22 protein-coding genes are annotated in these 19,761 nt (G+C 67.8%); 7 read left to right on the top strand and 15 right to left on the bottom strand.

The window, feature by feature from the left end; all coding sequences use genetic code 11:
• From DOL89_RS14655 to DOL89_RS14615, 9 genes are all read right to left on the bottom strand, one after another.
• Positions 1 to 888: a ParB/RepB/Spo0J family partition protein gene (locus DOL89_RS14655; protein ID WP_119679816.1), complete on the bottom strand. Its 888-nt coding sequence runs from the start codon at positions 886 to 888 to the stop codon at positions 1 to 3.
• The gene (locus DOL89_RS14650) at positions 881 to 1,699 is read right to left on the bottom strand and encodes a ParA family protein (protein WP_119679815.1); all 819 of its coding nucleotides are present in this window, start codon (positions 1,697 to 1,699) and stop codon (positions 881 to 883) included. The genes DOL89_RS14655 and DOL89_RS14650 overlap by 8 nt, the downstream gene beginning before the upstream one ends.
• 5 nt (positions 1,700 to 1,704) lie before the next feature.
• A complete protein-coding gene (gene rsmG, locus DOL89_RS14645; protein ID WP_119679814.1) occupies positions 1,705 to 2,313 on the bottom strand; it encodes a 16S rRNA (guanine(527)-N(7))-methyltransferase RsmG in 609 nt (202 codons plus the stop codon).
• A gap of 568 nt (positions 2,314 to 2,881) precedes the next feature.
• Positions 2,882 to 3,202, bottom strand: coding sequence for a quaternary ammonium compound efflux SMR transporter SugE (gene sugE, locus DOL89_RS14635; RefSeq protein WP_119679812.1), 321 nt, complete (start codon positions 3,200 to 3,202; stop codon positions 2,882 to 2,884).
• 4 nt (positions 3,203 to 3,206) lie between these two features.
• Positions 3,207 to 5,066, bottom strand: a complete 1,860-nt coding sequence (mnmG, locus tag DOL89_RS14630; RefSeq protein ID WP_119679811.1) for a tRNA uridine-5-carboxymethylaminomethyl(34) synthesis enzyme MnmG — start codon at positions 5,064 to 5,066, stop codon at positions 3,207 to 3,209.
• A 385-nt stretch (positions 5,067 to 5,451) separates the two neighbouring features.
• Complete coding sequence (gene mnmE, locus DOL89_RS14625; RefSeq protein ID WP_119679810.1) at positions 5,452 to 6,774, bottom strand: tRNA uridine-5-carboxymethylaminomethyl(34) synthesis GTPase MnmE; 1,323 nt, start codon at positions 6,772 to 6,774, stop codon at positions 5,452 to 5,454.
• Positions 6,775 to 6,894: 120 nt separating this feature from the next.
• Positions 6,895 to 7,050: a hypothetical protein gene (locus tag DOL89_RS26035; protein ID WP_404813470.1), complete on the bottom strand. Its 156-nt coding sequence runs from the start codon at positions 7,048 to 7,050 to the stop codon at positions 6,895 to 6,897.
• Positions 7,051 to 7,135: 85 nt separating this feature from the next.
• On the bottom strand, positions 7,136 to 7,270 hold the full coding sequence (locus DOL89_RS26030; protein ID WP_404813469.1) for a hypothetical protein: 135 nt from the start codon (positions 7,268 to 7,270) through the stop codon (positions 7,136 to 7,138).
• A complete protein-coding gene (locus tag DOL89_RS14615) occupies positions 7,267 to 7,530 on the bottom strand; it encodes a DUF6489 family protein (RefSeq protein WP_119679809.1) in 264 nt (87 codons plus the stop codon). Before DOL89_RS14615 ends, DOL89_RS26030 begins: the two co-directional genes overlap by 4 nt.
• A 159-nt stretch (positions 7,531 to 7,689) precedes the next feature.
• Here DOL89_RS14615 and DOL89_RS14610 point away from each other — a divergent pair, with 159 nt between their 5' ends.
• Entirely contained in the window at positions 7,690 to 9,732 is a 2,043-nt protein-coding gene (locus DOL89_RS14610; protein WP_119680454.1) for a thioredoxin domain-containing protein, read from the top strand.
• 7 nt (positions 9,733 to 9,739) lie between these two features.
• Here DOL89_RS14610 and DOL89_RS14605 read toward each other — a convergent pair whose 3' ends face one another.
• Positions 9,740 to 10,378, bottom strand: a complete 639-nt coding sequence (locus tag DOL89_RS14605; protein WP_162937536.1) for a glutathione S-transferase family protein — start codon at positions 10,376 to 10,378, stop codon at positions 9,740 to 9,742.
• 207 nt (positions 10,379 to 10,585) lie between these two features.
• Between DOL89_RS14605 and DOL89_RS14600 the strand changes: the two genes are divergently transcribed.
• From DOL89_RS14600 to DOL89_RS14585, 4 genes are all read left to right on the top strand, one after another.
• Positions 10,586 to 11,281: a dienelactone hydrolase family protein gene (locus DOL89_RS14600; RefSeq protein ID WP_119679807.1), complete on the top strand. Its 696-nt coding sequence runs from the start codon at positions 10,586 to 10,588 to the stop codon at positions 11,279 to 11,281.
• 11 nt (positions 11,282 to 11,292) lie between these two features.
• Positions 11,293 to 12,267 (top strand): quinone oxidoreductase family protein, encoded by a 975-nt coding sequence (locus tag DOL89_RS14595; RefSeq protein ID WP_119679806.1) that lies wholly within the window; start codon positions 11,293 to 11,295, stop codon positions 12,265 to 12,267.
• A gap of 69 nt (positions 12,268 to 12,336) precedes the next feature.
• Positions 12,337 to 12,627 carry a type II toxin-antitoxin system VapB family antitoxin gene (locus DOL89_RS14590; RefSeq protein WP_119679805.1) on the top strand — a complete coding sequence of 97 codons (291 nt, stop codon included), beginning with the start codon at positions 12,337 to 12,339 and terminating at the stop codon, positions 12,625 to 12,627.
• A complete protein-coding gene (locus DOL89_RS14585) occupies positions 12,624 to 13,016 on the top strand; it encodes a type II toxin-antitoxin system VapC family toxin (RefSeq protein ID WP_119679804.1) in 393 nt (130 codons plus the stop codon). Before DOL89_RS14590 ends, DOL89_RS14585 begins: the two co-directional genes overlap by 4 nt.
• Before the next feature lie 81 nt (positions 13,017 to 13,097).
• Here DOL89_RS14585 and dnaQ read toward each other — a convergent pair whose 3' ends face one another.
• The 5 genes from dnaQ to DOL89_RS14560 form a co-directional block, all read right to left on the bottom strand.
• Entirely contained in the window at positions 13,098 to 13,784 is a 687-nt protein-coding gene (gene dnaQ, locus DOL89_RS14580) for a DNA polymerase III subunit epsilon (RefSeq protein ID WP_119679803.1), read from the bottom strand.
• A gap of 3 nt (positions 13,785 to 13,787) precedes the next feature.
• The gene (coaE, locus tag DOL89_RS14575) at positions 13,788 to 14,429 is read right to left on the bottom strand and encodes a dephospho-CoA kinase (protein ID WP_119679802.1); all 642 of its coding nucleotides are present in this window, start codon (positions 14,427 to 14,429) and stop codon (positions 13,788 to 13,790) included.
• Positions 14,430 to 14,538: 109 nt separating this feature from the next.
• Positions 14,539 to 15,381, bottom strand: coding sequence for a shikimate dehydrogenase (locus DOL89_RS14570; protein ID WP_119679801.1), 843 nt, complete (start codon positions 15,379 to 15,381; stop codon positions 14,539 to 14,541).
• 78 nt (positions 15,382 to 15,459) lie between these two features.
• Positions 15,460 to 16,074 (bottom strand): Maf family protein, encoded by a 615-nt coding sequence (locus DOL89_RS14565; protein ID WP_119679800.1) that lies wholly within the window; start codon positions 16,072 to 16,074, stop codon positions 15,460 to 15,462.
• The gene (locus DOL89_RS14560) at positions 16,071 to 16,979 is read right to left on the bottom strand and encodes a pyruvate, water dikinase regulatory protein (RefSeq protein ID WP_119679799.1); all 909 of its coding nucleotides are present in this window, start codon (positions 16,977 to 16,979) and stop codon (positions 16,071 to 16,073) included. Before DOL89_RS14560 ends, DOL89_RS14565 begins: the two co-directional genes overlap by 4 nt.
• A 399-nt stretch (positions 16,980 to 17,378) precedes the next feature.
• Here DOL89_RS14560 and hemE point away from each other — a divergent pair, with 399 nt between their 5' ends.
• Positions 17,379 to 18,437 carry a uroporphyrinogen decarboxylase gene (gene hemE, locus DOL89_RS14555; protein WP_119679798.1) on the top strand — a complete coding sequence of 353 codons (1,059 nt, stop codon included), beginning with the start codon at positions 17,379 to 17,381 and terminating at the stop codon, positions 18,435 to 18,437.
• A gap of 119 nt (positions 18,438 to 18,556) precedes the next feature.
• Positions 18,557 to 19,657, top strand: a complete 1,101-nt coding sequence (hemH, locus tag DOL89_RS14550; RefSeq protein ID WP_225889812.1) for a ferrochelatase — start codon at positions 18,557 to 18,559, stop codon at positions 19,655 to 19,657.
• The last annotated feature ends 104 nt before the right edge of the window (positions 19,658 to 19,761 follow it).

The following is a 19,761-nucleotide window of genomic DNA, read 5'->3' as shown; positions in this document are numbered from 1 at the left end:
CTACCGCCGCAGGATGAGGTTCAGCACCCCGTCCAACTGGTCCAGGCTCTTGTAATGGATCTGCAGGGTGCCTTTCGGCCCGCGGGAGGCCAGGGTGACCTTGACGCCCAGGGCGGTGGAGACTTCTTTCTCCAACGCCACGGTGTCGGGCGCTTTCACCTTCGCCGGCTTGGCATCCGGCTTGGCTTCCGCCGCCTGCTTCACCAGCAGTTCCGTCTGGCGGACGTTCAGCCCTTGGCGGACAACCTCCTGCGCCAGCGCCACCGGGTCGGGTGCGGTCAGCAGAGCGCGGGCATGGCCCATGGTGAGGAGACCGTCCTGCACCATCTGCTTCACCGGGTCGGGCAGGGCGAGCAGGCGCAGCATGTTGGCGACATGGCTGCGGCTCTTGCCGACCGAGCGGGCGAGGTCCTCCTGCGTGTGCTGGAACTCGTCCATCAGGCGGCGGAACCCCTCCGCCTCCTCCAGCGGGGTCAGGTCCTGGCGCTGGATATTCTCGATCAGCGCGATTTCCAGCGCTTCCCGGTCCGTCAGCGACCGGACCAGCACCGGCACCTCGGCCAGCCCCGCGAGCTGGGCCGCGCGCCAGCGCCGCTCACCGGCGATGATCTCGTAGGAGGTGGTGCCGGGCGGGGAGTCCGGGTCCTTGCGCACCAGCAAAGGCTGCAGAACCCCACGCTCCTTCACCGATTCGACGAGGAAAGCCAGCTCATCCTCGTTGAACTTCCGGCGCGGCTGATATTTGCCGGGATGGATATGGTCGGTGGGGACAAGGCGGTTCAGGCGGACACGGTCGACCTGCGCCTCCTCCTCCCCCCCGTTGGCTTCCCCGAACAGGGCCGACAAGCCACGGCCCAGGCCCATGCGCTTCTTGTTGTTCTCATCCATAGGCCAACTGCCGTTTCTTTTCCCGCTTCAGCACTTCGCCCGCCAACTGGATATAGGCCTGGGCGCCGGCGGATTTGTGGTCATAGATCAGCACCGGCTTCCCATGGCTGGGCGCTTCCGAGACGCGCACATTCCGGGGAATCATGGTCTCATATACCTTCTCCCCGAAGAAGCCGCGGACATCCGCCGCCACCATGTCGGAGAGGTTGTTGCGGCGGTCATACATGGTCAGCACGACACCGCCGATATCGAGCTGCGGGTTGAAGGCGCGCTTCACCCGCTCGATTGTGCGGACCAGATGCGACAAGCCCTCCAGCGCGTAGAACTCGCACTGGAGCGGGACCATCACGGCATCCGCCGCCGCCAGCGCGTTCAGCGTCAGCAGGCCGAGTGCCGGCGGGCAGTCGATCAGGATGTAGTCGTACGCGATGCGGGAGCGGGCGAAGGCGTCCTTCAGCCGGTACTCGCGCCGGCCGACGCCCACCAGCTCCACCTCGGCACCGGAGAGGTCGACGGAGGCCGTGACCACATCCAGGTTCGGCACATCGGTCTTGATCGACACCTCCTCCAGCCCGGCATCGCCGAACAGCAGCTCATAGGTGCCGACATCCCGCTGGCCGTGGGAGATGCCGAGGCCGGTGGAGGCGTTACCCTGGGGATCGTTGTCGATGATCAGCACCCGCTTGCCGCAGGCGGCGAGTGCGGTGCCGAGATTGATGGTGGTCGTGGTCTTTCCCACGCCGCCCTTCTGGTTGGCCAGCGCGATCACGCGCGCCTTTGACAGGGGGGCGGGAACAGTAGAGTCGGGCACTGGGATCAGTCCCTTCTGGAGATATCGCTGAGGCGGAGCAGGGTCGCGGCCGGGTCGGTTCGACTGGGGAACCGCTCGACCCTCATTGTCCAGGAATCGCCCGCCCGGGTCAATTCATCGGCGGCTGTTTTCCCCTTCGGAAACAGGCAAATTCCGCCGGGTTTCAGGATTCGCACAGCCATGGGCAGCAGGTCCGACAAGTCGGCCAACGCTCGCGCGCTGACCACATCCGCCGAGGGCACTTTCGCCGCCTCGATCCGGGCGGTATGGACGGTTACCGGCGCGCCGGTGGCCCTCGCCACCTCCCGCAGGAAGGCGCCCTTGCGCTGATCCGATTCGACCAGATGCACCTCCGGCACGCCCAGGATCGCCAGCACCAGCCCCGGAAATCCGGCCCCGGAGCCGAGATCGACCAGCGTGTGCGTGACCGGCGGCACCAGGGCGAAGAGCTGCGCCGAATCGGCGAAGTGCCGCGCCCAGGCATCGGCCAGGGTGGTCCGGGAGACCAGGTTGATGGTGGGATTCCATTTCCGCAGCAGGGCCTCGTAGGTGGCGAGGCGATCCAGTGTTTCACGTGGAACACCGAACAGGGATTGGAAATCGGCTGGGGTCATGGCGGGGTTTTACGCGGGGGCGGGAGGCGGATCAAGGGCGGGGGTGGTGAGGGGATGATTTGTCCTTCGACAAGCTCAGGACGAGGAGTGGGGCTTTGGGAAGGTTTTGGGGTGGGGTGGTGCCAGTTGTCCTTCGACGGGCTCAGGACGAGGATGGTTTGGGGAGGGTTTGGGGAGGGCTTGGGGCGGGGAGCGGTGCAAAATGTCCTTCGACAAGCTCAGGACGAGGGGAGATGGCCGGGGCAATCACTCCACCCGCCCCCTCCATTCCTCACCCTGAGCCTGTCGAAGGGTGACCGGCGCAAGCACCGCCCGTGTGGCCTTTGTCCTTCGACAAACTCAGGACGAGGATGGAGGGAGATGCTGTTGCAAAGTTGAAAGGTGAAGGCGGTGCAAGAGGATGAAGCGAAGGCTCCACCTCACGCCTTCTCCCAACCTCGCCCTGAGCTTGTCGAAGGGCAACGCAGTGGAGAGCAAACCCGCGGACGGCTCATCTCCAGCCCCCATCCCAAGCCTGTCGTTGCCAAAGGCGGCCAGGGTGAAGCCACCCGCACCGGACATCACCCACCTACGACGGGGACGTAAGCTTCAGCCCTGCGATCCCCGCCACGATCAGCAGGATGCACAGGAACTTGGCCCAGCTCGCCGGCTCGCCCAGGATCAGCACGCCGGCAATGGCCGTGCCCACGGCGCCGATCCCCACCCATACCCCGTAAGCCGTGCCGATGGGCAGCGTCTTCAGCGCGATGGACAGCAGCCAGAAGCTGCCGCCCATGGCCGCCAGGGTGAACAGGCTGGGCAGCGGACGGCTGAAGCCTTCCGTGTATCTCAGCCCGATGGCCCACACGACCTCCAGCAGGCCGGCGATGGTCAGATAGATCCAGGCCATGGGGTCAGGCCGCCGCCGGCTTGCGCTTCACATGGCGCAGCAGGGAGGTCAGGGCGGCCGGGGTCATGCCGGGGATGCGGCCTGCCGCCCCCAGCGTCGCCGGGCGGACCTGCCGCAGCTTCTGCCGGATTTCGGCGGAGAGGGAGGGGATGGCGTCCGGGTCCAGATCGGCGGGCAGGGCCAGATCCTCATCCCGGCGGAAGGCGCGGATATCGGCCTCCTGCCGCTCCAGATAGCCGGCATATTTCCCGTCGATCTCCACCTGTTCGGCGATGTCGGCGGGCAGGGCCGCCAGCTCCGGCCACACGGCGGAAAGCCGGGCGAGGTCGATGTCCGGGTAGCGCAGCAGGTCCAGCGCCGTGCGGCGGACGCCGTCCTTGTTCACATGGATGCCGTGCCGCTCCAGCTCGTTCGGCGTCGCGGCCAGCCGGGTGGCAAGCTCACGGGCGGAGGTCAGCGCCGCCGACTTGGCCTGCCAGTGATTCCGCCGCTGCGAGCCCACCACGCCCACGGCAAGGCCGAGATCGGTCAGCCGCTGGTCGGCATTGTCGGCGCGCAGCACCAGCCGGTATTCCGCCCGGCTGGTGAACATGCGGTAGGGCTCCGTCGTGCCGCGGGTGATCAGGTCGTCGATCAACACGCCGATATAGGCCTGGCTCCGGTCCAGCACCATGGGCGCGGAACCGCCGACGGCGAGCGCCGCATTGATGCCGGCCATCAGCCCCTGCGCCGCCGCCTCCTCATAGCCGGTCGTGCCATTGATCTGGCCGGCCAGGAACAGGCGCGGCAGGCGCTTGGTCTCCAGGCTGGCCGTCAACTCCCGCGGGTCGACATAGTCGTATTCGATGGCATAGCCGGGCCGCAGCATGACGGCATGCTCCAGCCCCGGAATATTGCGCAGGATTTCGGCCTGCACATCCTTCGGCAGGCTGGTGGAGATGCCGTTGGGATAAACGGTGTCATCGTCCAGCCCCTCCGGCTCCAGGAATATCTGGTGCCGGTCCTTGTCGGCGAAGCGCACCACCTTGTCCTCGATGGAGGGGCAGTAGCGCGGGCCGGTGCCTTCGATCTGGCCGGAATAGATCGGGGCGCGATGCAGGTTGGCGCGGATCGCCTCATGCACCGCGGCACTGGTATAGGTGATGGCGCACTGGACCTGCGGCGTCGTGATCCGGCTGGTCAGGGTGGAGAAGGGCGGCGGCGGGTCGTCGCCGGGCTGCATCTCCAGCCCGGCCCAGTCGATGGTGCGCCCGTCCAGCCGCGGCGGCGTGCCGGTCTTCAGCCGGCCCAGCGGGAAGCCGTAGCGGTCCAGCGTGGCGGACAGGCCCATGGCCGGCGCCTCGCCCACGCGGCCGGCGGGGATCTTCTCCTCCCCGATATGGATCAGGCCGCGCAGGAAGGTGCCGGTGGTCAGCACCACGGCCCCGGCGCGGATTTCCTCCCCCTCCGCCGTAATGACGCCGGCGCAATGGCCGGCGGGATCGATAATCAGATCCTCCACGGCCGCGGCCACCAGCTCCAGGTTCGGCTGGGCGCGCAGTGCGGCCTGCATGGCCTGGCGGTAGAGCTTGCGGTCGGCCTGGGCGCGGGGGCCGCGGACGGCGGGGCCCTTGGACCGGTTCAGCACGCGGAACTGGATGCCGCCCTGGTCCGTGACCCGGCCCATGACGCCGTCCAGCGCGTCGATCTCACGCACGAGATGCCCCTTGCCCAGGCCGCCGATGGCCGGGTTGCAGGACATCTCACCGATGGTTTCGATCTTGTGGGTCACCAGCGCGGTCCGGGCTCCCAGGCGCGCTGCCGCGGCGGCGGCCTCGCATCCCGCATGGCCACCGCCCACCACGATCACGTCGTACTGCTGCATGGCGCGGAATGTAGGGGTTCCACATGGGAACGTCCAGGGCGGAGGGCGCGGGGGTGGATTGCTTGCGGGGCTGTACGGGGCGGGATGAGCTGGGGTTTTTGGAGGATGGAAAGGATGCCGGCTGCGCCGGCTGCAGGATGGAAATAATGGGGTGGCAGGGGTTGTCCACAGGGGCGAGGACCTCATGGGGCTGATTGCCTGCGGCGCTTGGGCGAAGCCGCCAGCCATTGGCCGAGGTCGGCACCCTGCCGCCCCGGGGGAGGTCGATCATATTCATCTTCCAGCCGGCGGAACCGGTATCCTTTTCATCCTTCAAAATGTCGGAAAGCCCGACGATAGAGCGCGGATCGTCGCAATACGGCTTCGCCTTCTTGCGACCTACGCATCACTTGCCGATGCAGAAATCCCGGAAGATCACGTCCAGCAAATCCTCCACATCCACCCGCCCGGTGATGCGGCCCAGGGCGCGGACGGCCAAGCGGACATCCTCGGCAGCCAGCTCGGGAAGACCGGCGGTGAGCGCCCGGTCCAGATGGTCCCGGCACTCCTCCAACGCCTTGCGGTGGCGGGCGCGGGTCAGGGCGGGGGCGCCGGTCGGGGCGTAGCGCTTCGCCACCTCCGCCCCCAATGCCGCCAGCAGTTCGGGAAGACCGGAACCCGTGGCGGCGGAAACGGGAAGGGCGGGGCGGCCGGGCAGGGGCGATGGGGGCTGGGATGCCAGCTCTGCCTTGTTCAGGACGATCAGGGCGTCGTCATCCGCCAGTTCCAGCGTGGCCGCATCGGGCGGAACGGTGGCGTCGAAGACCAGCAGCTTCAGGTCGGCATTCTTCGCGCGGGCAAGCGCACGCCGGATGCCCTCTGTCTCCACCACATCCGCCGCCTCGCGCAGGCCGGCGGTATCGGCCAGAAGGACAGGATAGCCGCCGAGGTCCAGGGCCACCTCGATCACGTCGCGGGTGGTGCCGGCCTGGGCGCTGACGATGGCGACGTCGCGCCGGGCGATGGCGTTCAGCAGGCTGGACTTGCCGGCATTGGGCGCCCCCAGGATGGCGATGGAGATGCCGTCGCGCAGCCGCTCCCCCCTGTGGTCGTCCGCCAGATGGGCGCGCAGCTCCGCCAGCAGGGCGGTCAGCACGGGCCGCACGGCGGGGGCGATGCCGTCCGGCAGATCCTCATCCGGGAAGTCGATATCGGCTTCCATATGGGCCAGGGCGCGGGTCAGGCGCAGGCGCCAATCGTCGTACAGGCGGCCGAGCGCGCCATCCATCTGCCGCAGCGCCTGACGCCGTTGCGCCGCCGTTTCGGCATTCACCAGATCGGCGATGGCCTCGGCCTCCGTCAAATCCAGCTTGCCGTTCTCAAAGGCCCGCCGGCTGAACTCCCCCGGTTCCGCCACCCTGAGGCCGAGCGCGGACAGGGTGTCTGTCGACGCCGTGAGCACCGCCCGCCCGCCATGCAGGTGCAACTCCACCACATCCTCGCCGGTGAAGCTGGCCGGGGCGGCGAAGCGGAGCACCAGGGCCTTGTCGAAGATTTCGCCAGTGGCGGGATCGCGCAGGGCGGCAAGGGCGGCTTGGCGCGGCGGGGGCGGAGGCCGGCCGGTCAGCCGCTCCAAAGCCGCGCCCGCCTCCGGCCCGGAGATGCGCACCACCTGCACCCCGGCGCGGCCCTGGGCGGATGCCAGAGCGAAGATGGTGTCCGTGCTCATGATCTGTGTTTCACGTGGAACATGGAACCGTAAGTCGGATCGAGCCCGACAGGGCGATGATCCGACACACCGTCCCCGGTCTTCATTACCGTGTCGGATCAGCGCTCCGCTCGATCCGACCTACGAACGCCCCTCCCGATCCCCCGGCTTCTTGTCCGCTGGCTGGAGCATCAGCCGCTCCACACGGCCGCCGCCCTTCACATGCGTCTCCAGGATTTCGTCCACATCCTGCCTGGAGCTATAGCTGTACCAGACGCCTTCCGGATAGATCACCATCACCGGCCCCAGCTCGCAGCGGTCCAGGCAGCCGCGGCGTTGACACGCATGCCCACATTCAGGCCCAAGGCCGTGGCCCGCTTCTTCATGTAGTCGCGCAGCGGCTCCGCCCCCGCAGCTTGCAGCTTCCGCGGGGATGACCCTCCTCCCGCTCGTTCGTGCAGCAGAACACATGGGTCTGGAAATAGGGGGCCGGGTCCTTCACGTCTGTCTCACTCACTTCTTCTGGTCCTTGGCATTGCTGCCACCCATGGCGGTGGTCATCTGGTTCCACATGAATTTCTGCATCTGCTCCAGGTTCTGAAGTCCCATGGGCAGCCAGGTCTTCATCAGATTCTCCGGGTCCATGGCCTGGATGTTCGCGCTCATCCGGTCCTCGAGTTGTTTCATCAGGACATCCTGCATCGGCTTGACGTCCGGCAGCCCCAGGAAGGTCCGGGCCTCCTCCGGCGTGCAATCGATGTTCACGGTGATCTTCATGCCGGGTCCTCTGGCGGGCGCACGGGGCGCGGGGCTGGCGTGATGCCGGATTTCAGGATTGGGCGCAGTCTACACGACGCTATCCTGCGGGCAAAGGTGGCCGGCGGCGAGGGTCCGGGCAAGGGTTGCGGACAGTCGAGAGAGGAGAGGAGCATGGCGATGGCAGCGAACGGATCCGGCAACCAGCTCGGGCAGGAGACCAGCCCCTATCTGCTGCAACATGCGGAGAACCCGGTCCACTGGATGGCCTGGGGCGAGGAGGCCTTCGCCCGCGCCAGGGCGGAGGGCAAGCCGGTGCTGCTGTCCGTGGGCTATGCCGCCTGCCACTGGTGCCATGTCATGGCCCATGAATGCTTCGAGGATGAGGCCATCGCCGGGCTGATGAACGAACTGTTCGTCAACATCAAGGTGGACCGGGAGGAGCGGCCGGATGTGGACCAGATCTACCAGTCCGCCCTGTCCCTGCTGGGCCAGCAGGGCGGCTGGCCGCTGACCATGTTCCTGACGCCGGAGGGGGAGCCGTTCTGGGGCGGCACCTATTTCCCGCCGGAAACGAAATGGGGCCGGCCCGGCTTCCCGGACGTGCTGCGCGGCGTGGCGGACACGTTCCACAAGGAGCCGGACAAGGTGGCCCGCAATGTCAGCGCGCTGAAGGACGCGCTGGAGAAGCTGGCGCAGAACCGGCCCGGCGGTGCGGTGGACCCCGCCGTCCTGGACCAGGTGGCCGACCGGCTGCTGCGGGAGGTGGACCCGGTCCATGGCGGTATCGGGGACGCGCCGAAATTTCCCCAGACCGGCATCTTCGACCTGCTGTGGCGCGCTTGGCTGCGGACCCGCCGGCAGGATTTCCACACCGCCGTGACCGCCACCCTGACCTGGATGTGCCAGGGCGGCATCTACGACCATCTGGGCGGCGGCTTCGCCCGCTACTCCACCGACCGGGAGTGGCTGGTCCCGCATTTCGAGAAGATGCTGTACGACAATGCCCAGCTCATCGACCTGCTCACCACGGTATGGCAGGAGACCGGCAATCCCCTGTTCGCCGCGCGGGTGCGGGAAACGGCGGATTGGGTGCTGCGGGAAATGATCTCCGGCAGGGGCGAAAGGCCGGGCGGCGGCTTCGCCGCCACGCTGGACGCCGACAGCGAGGGGCAGGAGGGCCGGTTCTATGTCTGGTCCCTGGAGGAGGTCACCGGCCTGCTGGGCGCCGACGCCGGGCGCTTCTGCGAGGTCTACGACATCACCGCGGCTGGCAATTGGGAGCACACGAACATCCCCAACCGTCTGCGCCATCCCGACTGGCTGGGGGACGAGGAGGAGGGGCGGCTCGCAGCGCTACGCGCCCGCCTGTTCGAGGCGCGGGAAAGGCGGGTGCGCCCCGGCTGGGACGACAAGGTGCTAGCCGACTGGAACGGGCTGATGATAGCGGCACTCGCCAGGGCAGGGGCGGTGTTCGGGGAACCGCGCTGGATCGATGCCGCCGCAACCGCCTTCGCCTTTGTGCGCGACCACATGCAGATGAACGGGCGGCTGCACCATTCCTGGCGCAACGCCATCCTGAAGCATTCCGGCACGCTGGACGATTACGCCAACATGGCCCGCGCGGCACTGGCCCTGTTCGAGGTGACCGGTGATTGGAGCCATGTGGACCAGGCCCGCCAATGGGCGGCGGTCTGCGACCGGCATTTCTGGGACGATGCCGGCGGCGGCTATTTCCTGGTGGCGGACGATGCCATGGACCTGATCGTCCGGCCCCGCAACGCCCAGGACAATGCCGTGCCCAGCGGCAACGGCACCATGCTGGGCGTGCTGGCCAGGCTCTGGTACCTGACCGGCGATCAGGCCTACCGCGACCGGGCGGATGCGCTGGTCACGGCCTTCAGCGGGGAGCTGGCGCGGAACTTCTTCCCCCTGACCAACTATCTGAACAATCTGGACCTGCTGGAGCAGGCGGTGCAGGTGGTGGTGGCCGGCGATCCGGATGCGCCGGATACCCAGGACCTGCTGCGGGCCGCCGTCTCCGTCAGCCAGCCCAACCTGGTCCTGACGCCGATCGGTCCGGGCACGGCGCTGCCGGACGGCCATCCGGCGGCGGGGAAGGGACCGGTGGACGAGGCGGCCGCCGCCTATGTCTGCCGGGAGATGAGCTGCTCCCTCCCGGTGACAGAGCCGGAGGCTTTGCGGGAGAAGATCAGGGGGTAGGGGCAGCTCAGCCGAAATCGGTGTGGCGGAAGCTCGGCCGCTCCCGCACCACATCGTACCAGGCCGCCAGATTCTCCCCCAGCTCCCGCCAGCCCAGATCCGCATGGCGGAAATCGAGATAGGAGAGGGCGGTGGCCACGGCGATGTCGCCCATGCCGAGCGGGTCCACCGGGTCGGGCGTGTTCCACGTGAAACGCTGATCCAGATGCGCCACCGCGCGGCGGATCACGTCGGCATGGCGGGCCAGCTTGTCGGCGGAGCGCTGCGCCTCCGGCCGGCGGTTCTCCAGCACGGCCGTATAGGCGGCATCGATCATGCCCTGCGCGATACCCATCAGCTTCAGCGCGTCGAGCCGCACCGGCCCCGTCTGCGCCAGCAGCTTCGCACCCGGCCCGACATGGTCCAGGTAATCGGCGATCACCCAGCTCTCCACCAGCGCGGAGCCGTCGGCCAGCGCCAGGGCGGGGATGCGGGACAGGGGATTAGCGGCCAGCAGCTCCGCCGGGCTGGTCCAGGGGTCGACCTCCACGATGGCGAGGTCGTGCGCCATGCCCTTCTCATGCGCCACCACCAGCACCTTGCGGGCATAGGGGGAGGTGCGGCTGATGAACAGGCTGGGCTTTGTCGCGGTGGCGTTGTCATCCATGGTGCGCCTCCTCATGGAAAGGGAATGATGGGCAACAGGCAAGCCACGGAGATGCTTCGAGAAGATCGGGTTACCACCGGTCCCGGTGCCGTGACAACAAACCGCTCCGCCTGTATCGTTCAGCCCTGGTTAACTATTCCCGCCCCGGCCATGCCGGCGGCGCTTCGGAGAGAGACCACCAGCGAAGAACGTCCAAGGGGGGCAGGCATGACCGACGTGACCATCAAGGCCGGCGATGGCGGCAGTTTCTACGCATATGTGGCGGAGCCGGCATCCGGCAGCGGCCCCGGCATCCTGGTGATCCAGGAGATTTTCGGCGTCAACGACCAGATCCGCCGCCAGTGCGACGAGTATGCGGCACAGGGCTATTTCGCCATCTGCCCCGACCTGTTCTGGCGGCAGGAGCCGGGCATCAACCTCACCGACCAGACCGAGGCGGAGTGGCAGAAGGCCTTCCAGCTCTACCAGGGCTTCAGCGAGGCCAAGGGCGTGGAGGATCTGGTCGCCACGCTGGACTTCCTGCGCGGCTACAAGGGCGTTACCGGCAAGGTCGGCTCCGTCGGCTACTGCATGGGCGGCAAGCTGGCCTATCTGATGGCCACCCGCTCCGACGCCGATTGCAATGTCGCCTATTACGGCGTCGGCATCGAGAAGAACCTGGACGAGGCGACGGCCATCGACTGCCCGCTGCTGATGCATATGGGCGGCAAGGACCAGTTCGTTCCGCCGGAGGCGCAGGCCCAGATCAAGGCCGCGCTGGCGGACAACCGCATGGTCACGATCCACAGCTACCCGGACCAGGACCACGCCTTCGCCCGCACCAACGGCAATCACTGGGACCCGGAAGCCGCCCGGATCGCCAATGAGCGCACCGCCGCCTTTTTCGCCGAGCACCTGAAGTAAGGAACGCCCCCATGCCCTACGCGATGCGCATCCATACCCCCGGCGGCACCGAAGCCATGGTCTGGGAGGAGGTGGAGGTCGGCTCCCCCGGTCCGGGTCAGGTCCGGCTGCGCCACACGGCGGTCGGTCTCAATTTCATCGACGTCTATCACCGCACCGGCCTTTATCCACAGCCGCTGCCCTTCACCCTGGGGCTGGAAGCCGCGGGCGTGGTGGAGGAGGTCGGCGAAGGTGTGACCGAGCTGAAGCAAGGCGACCGGGTGGCCTATTGCACCGCCCCCATCGGCGCCTATTCGGAGGCCCGGCTGTTCCCCGCCGAGCGCCTGGTGAAGCTGCCGGACTGGCTGGAGGACAGGACGGCGGCGGCCATGATGCTGCAGGGCATGACGGTGCAGTATCTGCTGCGCCGGACATATCCGGTGCAGGCCGGCCAGACCATCCTCATCCACGCCGCCGCCGGCGGCGTCGGGCTGATCGCCTGCCAATGGGCCAAGGCCTTGGGCTGCACCGTGATCGGCACGGTGGGGTCGGAGGAAAAGGCCGAGCTGGCCCGCGCCAATGGCTGCGATCATCCGGTGCTGTACCGCGAGGAGAATGTGGTCGAGCGGGTGAAGGAGATCACCGGCGGCAAGGGCGTGCCCGTCGTCTATGATGGTGTGGGCAAGGACATGTTCGAAACCAGCCTGGACTGCCTCGCCCCACGGGGGATGATGGTCAGCTTCGGCAACGCCTCCGGCCCGGTTCCGCCCTTCAGCCTGAACATGCTGGCCCAGCGGGGCGGGTTGTTCATCACCCGCCCGTCCCTGGCGAACTACACCTCCACCCGCCAGGAGCTGGTGGACACGGCCAACGACCTGTTCGCCGTTGTCCAGGACGGACGGGTGAAGATCGATGTCCGCCAGACCTATCCGCTGCGCGAGGCCGCCCAGGCGCACCGCGACCTGGAAGCCCGGAAGACCACCGGCTCCACCGTGCTGCTGCCCTGATCCCGGCAGCGACTCCACGGACGGGGCGATGGGTGTTATCCTGAGGCCCGTCCGTGGAGTGCCGTACCCATGAACAAGATCACCCGCCTTGTCATCGAGGACGAGGAAGCCGCCCGGCTTGCGGAAGAGCTGGCCGCGCGCACCGGCATGTCCGTGGCGGATGCGGTGAAAAGCTCGCTGAAGGAGCGGCTGGAGCGGATGCCGGCGGCCAAGGGCCGTTGGAGCCCGGAGGAACGGGAAGCACGGCTGCAGCGCGTCCGGGAAATCTCGGAACGGTTCAAGGCCGGCCTGACGCCCGAACAGCTCGCAAGCCTGCATGATGAGAGCTGGCTCTATGACGAGGATGGGGCGCCTCGGTGATCGTCGACAGTTCCGCCTTGATCGCGATCCTCGCCGGAGAAGATGAGCGTGAACGCTTCATGGCGGCAATCGCCGACGCGCCGAACCCGAGGCTGTCGGCCGCCTCCTACATGGAGGTTGCGCTGAAGGTGGACAGGGTTGGCAGCACGATTGACGGCCGCGAACTGGATGTCGCCATCGCCCAGCTCGGCCTGATGATCGAGCCCGTCACGGTGGAGCAGGCGAAGCTGGCCCGCCAAGCCTTCCAGCGTTTCGGGCGCGGGCGCCATCCGGCGGCGCTGAATTTCGGGGATTGCTTCGTCTATGCGCTGGCCAAGGCAGCCGGGGCCCCCCTGCTATTCAAGGGCAACGACTTCTCACAGACGGACCTGCCGCTGGTCGAGGCGTAGGTCGGTGCTGAGCTTAGCGAAGCCCGACTTCCGGCCCTGTCATGTCGAGCCTCGCATTCGCTCGGCGGCCGACCTACGGCGTCACTCCGCCTTCGTCTCCGCGAACCAGAGCGGTGCGGCTTTGAAGCCCTTCAGGAAGGCCTCGTGCGCGGCCAGCTCCTCCGGCAGGGGCTGGTGCGGGCGGGGTTCGCGGCGGGGGCGCTCGACGCGGATGGCGGCATCCCGTGCCGCCTCCGACCCGGCCAGCACCAGGTCGGGCTGACGTCCGCCCAGCAGCTCCAGATACACTTCCGCCAGCAGCTCGCTGTCCAGCAGCGCGCCGTGCAGGGTGCGGTTGGAATTGTCGATCTCGAACCGGCGGCAGAGCGCGTCCAGGCTGGCGGCCGCACCAGGGAAGCGCTTGCGCGCCATCACCACCGTATCCAGCACCGGGTTGGACAGGCTCTTCATTCCGATGCGGCGCAGCTCCGCATTGATGAAGCCGATATCAAAGCCGGCATTGTGGATAACCAGCTGGTCGTTCCCGATGAACTCCAGGAATTCGCCCACCACCTCGCTGAACAGGGGCTTGTCGGACAGGAACTCGTTGGACAGGCCGTGGATGCGGAACGCCTCCTCCGGCATGTCCCGTTCCGGGTTGATGTAGACATGGTAGGTGTTGCCGGTGGCGACATGGTTGAACAGCTCCACGCAGCCGATTTCCACCAGCCGGTCGCCGTTCAAGGCGTCCACGCCCGTCGTTTCCGTATCCAGCACGATCTCGCGCATGGGCTATCCACCAATCCTTGTCGGAACATGGCCCCGCGGCGGCCAGACCCGGCCCCGCCGGCCTTTCAGCATTGTGACGATCCGGCGCAGCGCCAGCAAGGTCTTGCGGCGGCCAAGGCCGGTGGGCACCACATAGTCGGCGCGGCGGCGCTTTTCCACATCCGGCATCTGCCGGGCCAGGATGGCGCGGAACTTCGCCTCCGTCATGCCCGGCCGGGCCAGCACCCGGGCGCGCTGGATGAAGGCGGGCGCGGAGACCACCGCCACCCGGTCCACACGCGCCCTTCCCCCGCTCTCGAACAGCAGCGGAATATCCAGCACGGCGACCGGAACCCGGCGCATGGCGCAGCGGCGCAGGAACCGCTGCTCCTCCCCCCGCACCAGCGGGTGGACGATGTGTTCAAGCCTGTGGAAAGCCTGTGGATCGTTCATCACGGCGGCGGATAGCGCCACCCGGTCCACGGCCCCGTTTTTCACAGTGCCCGGAAAAGCCGCGGCGATCAGCGGCACCGCCGCTCCGCCCCGCGCATAGAGCCTGTGGACAACCGCGTCCGAATCATGCACCGGGCAGCCCAGCCGGCGCAGCATCCCGGCTGCCGTGCTCTTCCCCATGCCGATGGAGCCGGTGAGACCGAGGACGATCATGACGGGATAGCTCGATCCGTAGGTCGCAAGAAGGCCGAAGGTCGGATTGCGACGATCCCGCCGGTCGCCCGTCGCAATCCGCTTCGCTTCTTGCGACCTACGGGCCCGGTCATGCGCCCTCCAGCACGAAGCGGCGCAGTTCCGGCGTTACCTGTGGATCAAGTCCGAACCAGACGGCGAAACCGGGGCGGGCCTGGTGCAGCAGCATGCCGATCCCGTCCACGACGGGGTTCCCGCGGGCCTGCGCCGCGGCCAGCAACGGCGTCACCAGCGGCGTATAGACGATGTCCGTCACCAGTGCCGTGGCGGGCAGATCGGAAAGCTCGATCTCCAGCGCCGGCTGGCCGGTCATGCCCTGCGTCGTGGTGTTCACCAGCAGGGCGGCGCCCGACAGGGCATCGGCCCGTCGCTCCCAGGGCACGATCCGGATCGGGCCGCCGATCTCCGCGGCCAGCTCTTCCGCCCGGGCCGCGGTACGGTTGGTCAGCCGGATCTCCGGCGCCCCCTCCTCCAGCAGCGCCACAAGGATGGCACGGGCCGCACCGCCGGCCCCCAGCACCACCGCCGGCCCGGCATCGGCGCGCCAGCCTGGCGCGCCCTCTCGCAGATTTTCCACAAAGCCGAAGCCGTCGGTGTTGCGGCCTTCCAGCGTGCCGTCCTCATGCACAAGGATGGTGTTCACCGCCCCGATGCGTTTGGCCACCGGGTCCAGCCTGTCCACGGCGCGCAGCGCCGCCTCCTTGTGCGGGACGGTGACGTTGCAGCCGCGCAGGCCCAGGGCCGGCAGGGCACGGATCGCCTGCTCCACCCGGTCGGGCGGAACGGCCAGCGGCACATAGGCCCCGTCAATGCCGTGCTGCCGCAGCCAGAAGCCGTGCAGCCGCGGGCTGCGGGAATGGCCCACGGGCCAGCCCATCACCCCCGCAATCCTGGCCTTGCCCGTGAGGATCATGCCGTGCGCCTTCCTGTCTCTTCCCTCTCCGCCGGATCGTAAGCCGCCCGGCAATTGGGGGAAAGCCCGGCAGTGCCGCTACCGCGGCAGCACGCCCCGGACCCGCAGGAAATCCAACAGCGGCAGCAGGGGCAGCCCGAGCACGGTGAAGAAGTCCCCCGTCACCCGCGCGAAAAGTTGCGCGCCCAGCCCTTCGAGATGATACGCGCCGACGGAGCCCTGCACCGCCGGACCGGCCGAGTCGAGATAGCGGTCCAGGAATTCCGGTGACAGCTCCCGCATGGTCAGGGTGGCGTGGTCCACATGGTGCCAGATACGGGCGCCGTTATGCATGACCACGGCGCAGGAGATCAGCCTGTGGGTGCGGCCGGAGAGGGCCTGGAGTTGCCGGCGGGCGGACTCCCTGTCCACAGGCTTGTCGAACCACTCCCCGCCGCATTCCAGCATCTGGTCGGCGCCGATCACATGTGCGCCGGGATAGCGGCGGGCGATCCGGCTGGCCTTCAGCTCCGCCAGCGCCTCCGCCACCTCCTCCGGCTTCAGCCCGGCGGCCTTGCAGGAGAGTTTCACCTCCTCCTCATCCACGGCGAGCGCGTCGGCGATCACCTCCAGCCCGGCCTGCTCCAGCATGCGGCGGCGGGTGGCGCTGCCGGAGGCCAGGATCACCGGCACGTCCGAAAGCCTGTTGCTCATTGCCCCTTCTCCTCGGGCGGCGGAACGATATCCGCGCCGGTCGACAGCGTGGCGGATGCCGCCTGGGCCGCCGCTGCCGCGGCGGCCGACGGGCGGCGGCGGGCCAGCAGCATCAGGATTTCCGCCGCCGTCTCCTCGATGGAGCGGCGGGTAACGTCGATCACCGGCCAGCCGCGGCGGCTGTAATAGCGCCGCGCCTCGGTCAGCTCCGCCCGCACCTGCTCCGGATCGGTGTAGCTGGTCTCCTCCCCCTGGTTCAGCAGGCGCAGCCGGTTGCGACGGATCTGGATCAGCCGCTCGGCATCCTTGGTGAGCCCGACCACCAGGGGCCGCTTCAGCTCGTCCAGCTCTGCCGGCGGCGGCACGCCCGGCACATAGGGGACATTGGCCGCCTTGATGCCGCGGTTGGCCAGATAGATGCAGGTCGGGGTCTTGGAGGTGCGGGACACGCCCACCAGGATCACATCGGCCTCGTGCAGGTCCCAGGAACTCTGCCCGTCATCATGGTTGAGCGCGTAGTCCATGGCGTCGATGCGGCCGAAATATTCGGCGTCCAGCGCATGCTGGCGGCCCGGCTGGCTCTGGCTTTCCAGGCCCAGATAGGCGCCGAGCGCGGCAATCAGCGGGTCCAGCACGGGAATGCAGGGTACCGACAGCTCCCGGCAGGTGTCCTGCAGGCGTCGGCGCAGCTTGTCGTTCACCAGCGTGAACATCACCAGCCCCGGATTATCCCGGATGCCCTCGATCACCAGATCGAGCTGCCGGTCCGTGCGGACCAAGTTCCAGAAATGCTCCGCCGGTTCGATGCGGTCGAACTGGCTGACGCAGGCGCGCGCCACGGAATGGATGGTCTCCCCCGTCGCGTCGGAGACGAGGTGGAGATGGAAGATCTTGGTCTGGTCCATGTGCGGTGCGCATCTCCGGAGCGAACGGGGATAAGTCGGGAAAAACGGCAAGGGCACAACAATCGCCCCCCGCTCCCCATTCCCTTGTGCCATGGCTTTGGCCGAGCGGGCATGGCTTGTCGGGTTTGCCGGTGAATCCGGGACGACTCGGAAGCCGATTTTCCGCAGTCCCCAGGACTCATCCTTTCCCGGACTCTAGCGCAGGCGCGGGGCCGGACGCGATACCCCAGGAAATATCCACAGGCTTTTCCGGCCAACTCGCCCGATCCCGCTTGCTGTGGACGAATCTGGGCAAGAGTCGGAATTACCGTTATCCACAGGACCCACTACCACCCCCATTCCTTAAACAAAGAGACTCAAGGTAAAAGGGGCGTGGACGAAACCCGTGGACCAAGCCCGATGACCAGCCCCCTCGCCGGTACCGAAAAGCCCTTCCTGAAAGCCCTGGGAGGAGCGGCGCAGCCGCGCCCGCCCTTCTGGCTGATGCGCCAGGCCGGGCGTTATCTGCCGGAATATCGGGAGACGCGGCGGCAGGCCGGCAGCTTCCTGGATCTGTGCAGGAAGCCGGACCTCGCCTGCGAGGTGACGCTGCAGCCGCTGCGCCGCTATGGGATGGATGCGGCGATCCTGTTCTCGGACATCCTGATCGTGCCCTGGGCCCTCGGCCAGCATCTGGAATTCGCGGAGGGCGAAGGGCCGAAGCTGGACCCGATCCGGGATGCGGCCGGCCTCGCCCGGCTGGATATGGATGGGCTGCATGCGAAGGCGCAGCCGGTCTACGAGACGGTTGCCAATATCCGGGCGGCATTGGACCAGGATTTCCGCCAGACGGCCCTGATCGGCTTCGCCGGCTCCCCCTGGACGGTGGCCTGCTACATGGTGGAGGGCGGCGGATCGAAGGAATACCAGCATGTGAAACGCTGGGCATTCGGCGATCCGGAGGGGTTCGGCCGGCTGATCGACATCGTGACCGACGCCACCGTGGCCTATCTGTCGGCCCAGGTGCGGGCGGGTGCGGAGGTCGTGCAGCTTTTCGACAGCTGGGCGGGCGCTCTTCCCGCCGCCGGGTTCGACCGCTGGTCGATCGAGCCGACTAGGCACATCGTCCAGGAACTGAAAAAGCTGCATCCGGGCTTGCCGGTGATCGGCTTCCCGCGGCAGGCCGGCCTCAATCTGGAGCGCTATGTGGAGCGGACCGGCGTGGATGCCGTCTCGCTGGACCCGTCGGTGCCCCTGGAATGGGCTGCAAGCCGATTGCAGCCCCGCCTGTGCGTCCAGGGCAATCTGGACCCCGTCCTCCTGCTCACCGGCGGCAAAGCCATGGAGGAGGCTGTGGGGGCGATCCTGGGGGCATTCCGGAACGGACCCTTCATCTTCAATCTGGGCCACGGCATCATCAAGGAGACCCCGCCGGAGCATGTGAGCCGGCTGGCGGAGATGATCCGCGGCGGGCGGTGACGGATTCAGCCTACCCGCCTCCGGCTCTAGGTTTATTTACCCATATACCGAGTCGTCCGGCGACTTCCGGTAGTGGTTGATTTGCGGCGGCAGGCGCTGGAGACTGAAGGCTTCCGCCCTTGTCGAGGCCGATGGTGAGCCTGCCCGCCCCCTTCAAACCCGCCGGTGAGCCCCTGATGTCCGGGCTTGGCGTGTCGCGGCAGGATCGCCGGCGGCGCGTCGCCGTGGTGCTGCTGAATACGGGCGGGCCCGATGGGCCGGATGCCGTGCGGCCGTTCCTGTTCAACCTGTTCCACGATCCGGCCATCCTGCGCCTGCCGCAACCGCTGCGCTTCCTGGCAGCCCACCTGTCCGCGCGCCGGCTGGCGAAGGGCGGCGGGGCTGGCGTCAGCTCCATCCTGGCGGGCACGGAGGCGCAGGCCAGGGCACTCGAGGAAGCCCTGTGGGATGAGGGCGAGGTCCGCACCTTCGTGGCCATGCGCTACTGGCACCCGCGAAGCAGCGAAACGGCCCTGGCGGTCAAGGATTGGAACCCGGACGAGTTGGTCCTGCTGCCGCTCCGCCCGCAATTCTCAGCCACCTTCACCGGCTCCGCCCTGCGGGACTGGCGACGGGCGGCGCTGGCGGCGGGGCTGGAGAAGCCGACGCGCACCATCTGCTGCTTCCCTGTCGAACCGGGCTTCGTGCGCGGCGTCGCCAATCTGGCGCGCTGGGGGCTGGCCGCGGCAGCAGCGCACGGGACCCCCCGCCTCCTGTTCTCCGCCCGGGGCCTGCCGCATCGGGGCGATGGTGCCTATGGCCGGCAGTGCGAACGGACTGCGGAGGCCATCATGGACGCGCTGGCCATGCCCGGACTGGACTGGGCGCTCTGCCATGAGCCATTGGCCGGCCTGCGGACCGGCATCGGCTCCACGGTGGAAACGGAGATTGAGCGGGCCGGCCTTGACAGGGTTCCGCTTGTGCTGGTCCCGATCAGCTCCGTCTCCGGCGGCTCCGGCGAGTTGCCGGGGATCGGCCGGGATTACCGGGATTTCGCCCTGCGCAGCGGCGTGCCCCACTTCGTGGCCGTGCCGGAAGTCGGGACCCACGCCGACTTCATCGAGGGTCTAACCAATCTGGTCCGCGATGTCCGGGCAGCCGCCTCACCCGACGAAATCTGCTCCCGCACCGCCGGCCGAGCCTGCCCCGTGGAGCGGAGAAGCCGACCACAGGACCAATAGGATGAGGACTTTATGAGGCAGAGAGCCAGTGTGCATGCGGCTGCCAGAGCCACATCATAAAGCGAAATAGAAGATAGCTTGATGGCTCTGTGCGGCGGAAAGGA

This window comes from Indioceanicola profundi (assembly GCF_003568845.1).
GTDB classification, from domain to species: domain Bacteria; phylum Pseudomonadota; class Alphaproteobacteria; order Azospirillales; family Azospirillaceae; genus Indioceanicola; species Indioceanicola profundi.
Note: the sequence above shows the minus strand (reverse complement) of the source record. Positions and strands in the feature narration are given on the sequence as shown.

Coding starts and splice junctions, on each gene's coding strand:
- DOL89_RS14595 (WP_119679806.1), top strand. CDS start 11,293: ATGCCCTACGCGATGCGCATCCATACCCCCGGCGGCACCGAAGCCATG.
- sugE (WP_119679812.1), bottom strand. CDS start 3,202: ATGGCCTGGATCTATCTGACCATCGCCGGCCTGCTGGAGGTCGTGTGG.
- DOL89_RS14605 (WP_162937536.1), bottom strand. CDS start 10,378: ATGGATGACAACGCCACCGCGACAAAGCCCAGCCTGTTCATCAGCCGC.
- rsmG (WP_119679814.1), bottom strand. CDS start 2,313: ATGACCCCAGCCGATTTCCAATCCCTGTTCGGTGTTCCACGTGAAACA.
- DOL89_RS14615 (WP_119679809.1), bottom strand. CDS start 7,530: ATGAAGATCACCGTGAACATCGATTGCACGCCGGAGGAGGCCCGGACC.
- DOL89_RS14570 (WP_119679801.1), bottom strand. CDS start 15,381: ATGATCCTCACGGGCAAGGCCAGGATTGCGGGGGTGATGGGCTGGCCC.
- DOL89_RS26035 (WP_404813470.1), bottom strand. CDS start 7,050: ATGGTGATCTATCCGGAAGGCGTCTGGTACAGCTATAGCTCCAGGCAG.
- DOL89_RS14600 (WP_119679807.1), top strand. CDS start 10,586: ATGACCGACGTGACCATCAAGGCCGGCGATGGCGGCAGTTTCTACGCA.
- dnaQ (WP_119679803.1), bottom strand. CDS start 13,784: ATGCGCGAGATCGTGCTGGATACGGAAACGACGGGCGTGGACGCCTTG.
- coaE (WP_119679802.1), bottom strand. CDS start 14,429: ATGATCGTCCTCGGTCTCACCGGCTCCATCGGCATGGGGAAGAGCACG.
- DOL89_RS14590 (WP_119679805.1), top strand. CDS start 12,337: ATGAACAAGATCACCCGCCTTGTCATCGAGGACGAGGAAGCCGCCCGG.
- hemE (WP_119679798.1), top strand. CDS start 17,379: ATGACCAGCCCCCTCGCCGGTACCGAAAAGCCCTTCCTGAAAGCCCTG.
- DOL89_RS14565 (WP_119679800.1), bottom strand. CDS start 16,074: ATGAGCAACAGGCTTTCGGACGTGCCGGTGATCCTGGCCTCCGGCAGC.
- mnmG (WP_119679811.1), bottom strand. CDS start 5,066: ATGCAGCAGTACGACGTGATCGTGGTGGGCGGTGGCCATGCGGGATGC.
- mnmE (WP_119679810.1), bottom strand. CDS start 6,774: ATGAGCACGGACACCATCTTCGCTCTGGCATCCGCCCAGGGCCGCGCC.
- DOL89_RS14655 (WP_119679816.1), bottom strand. CDS start 888: ATGGATGAGAACAACAAGAAGCGCATGGGCCTGGGCCGTGGCTTGTCG.
- DOL89_RS14610 (WP_119680454.1), top strand. CDS start 7,690: ATGGCAGCGAACGGATCCGGCAACCAGCTCGGGCAGGAGACCAGCCCC.
- DOL89_RS14560 (WP_119679799.1), bottom strand. CDS start 16,979: ATGGACCAGACCAAGATCTTCCATCTCCACCTCGTCTCCGACGCGACG.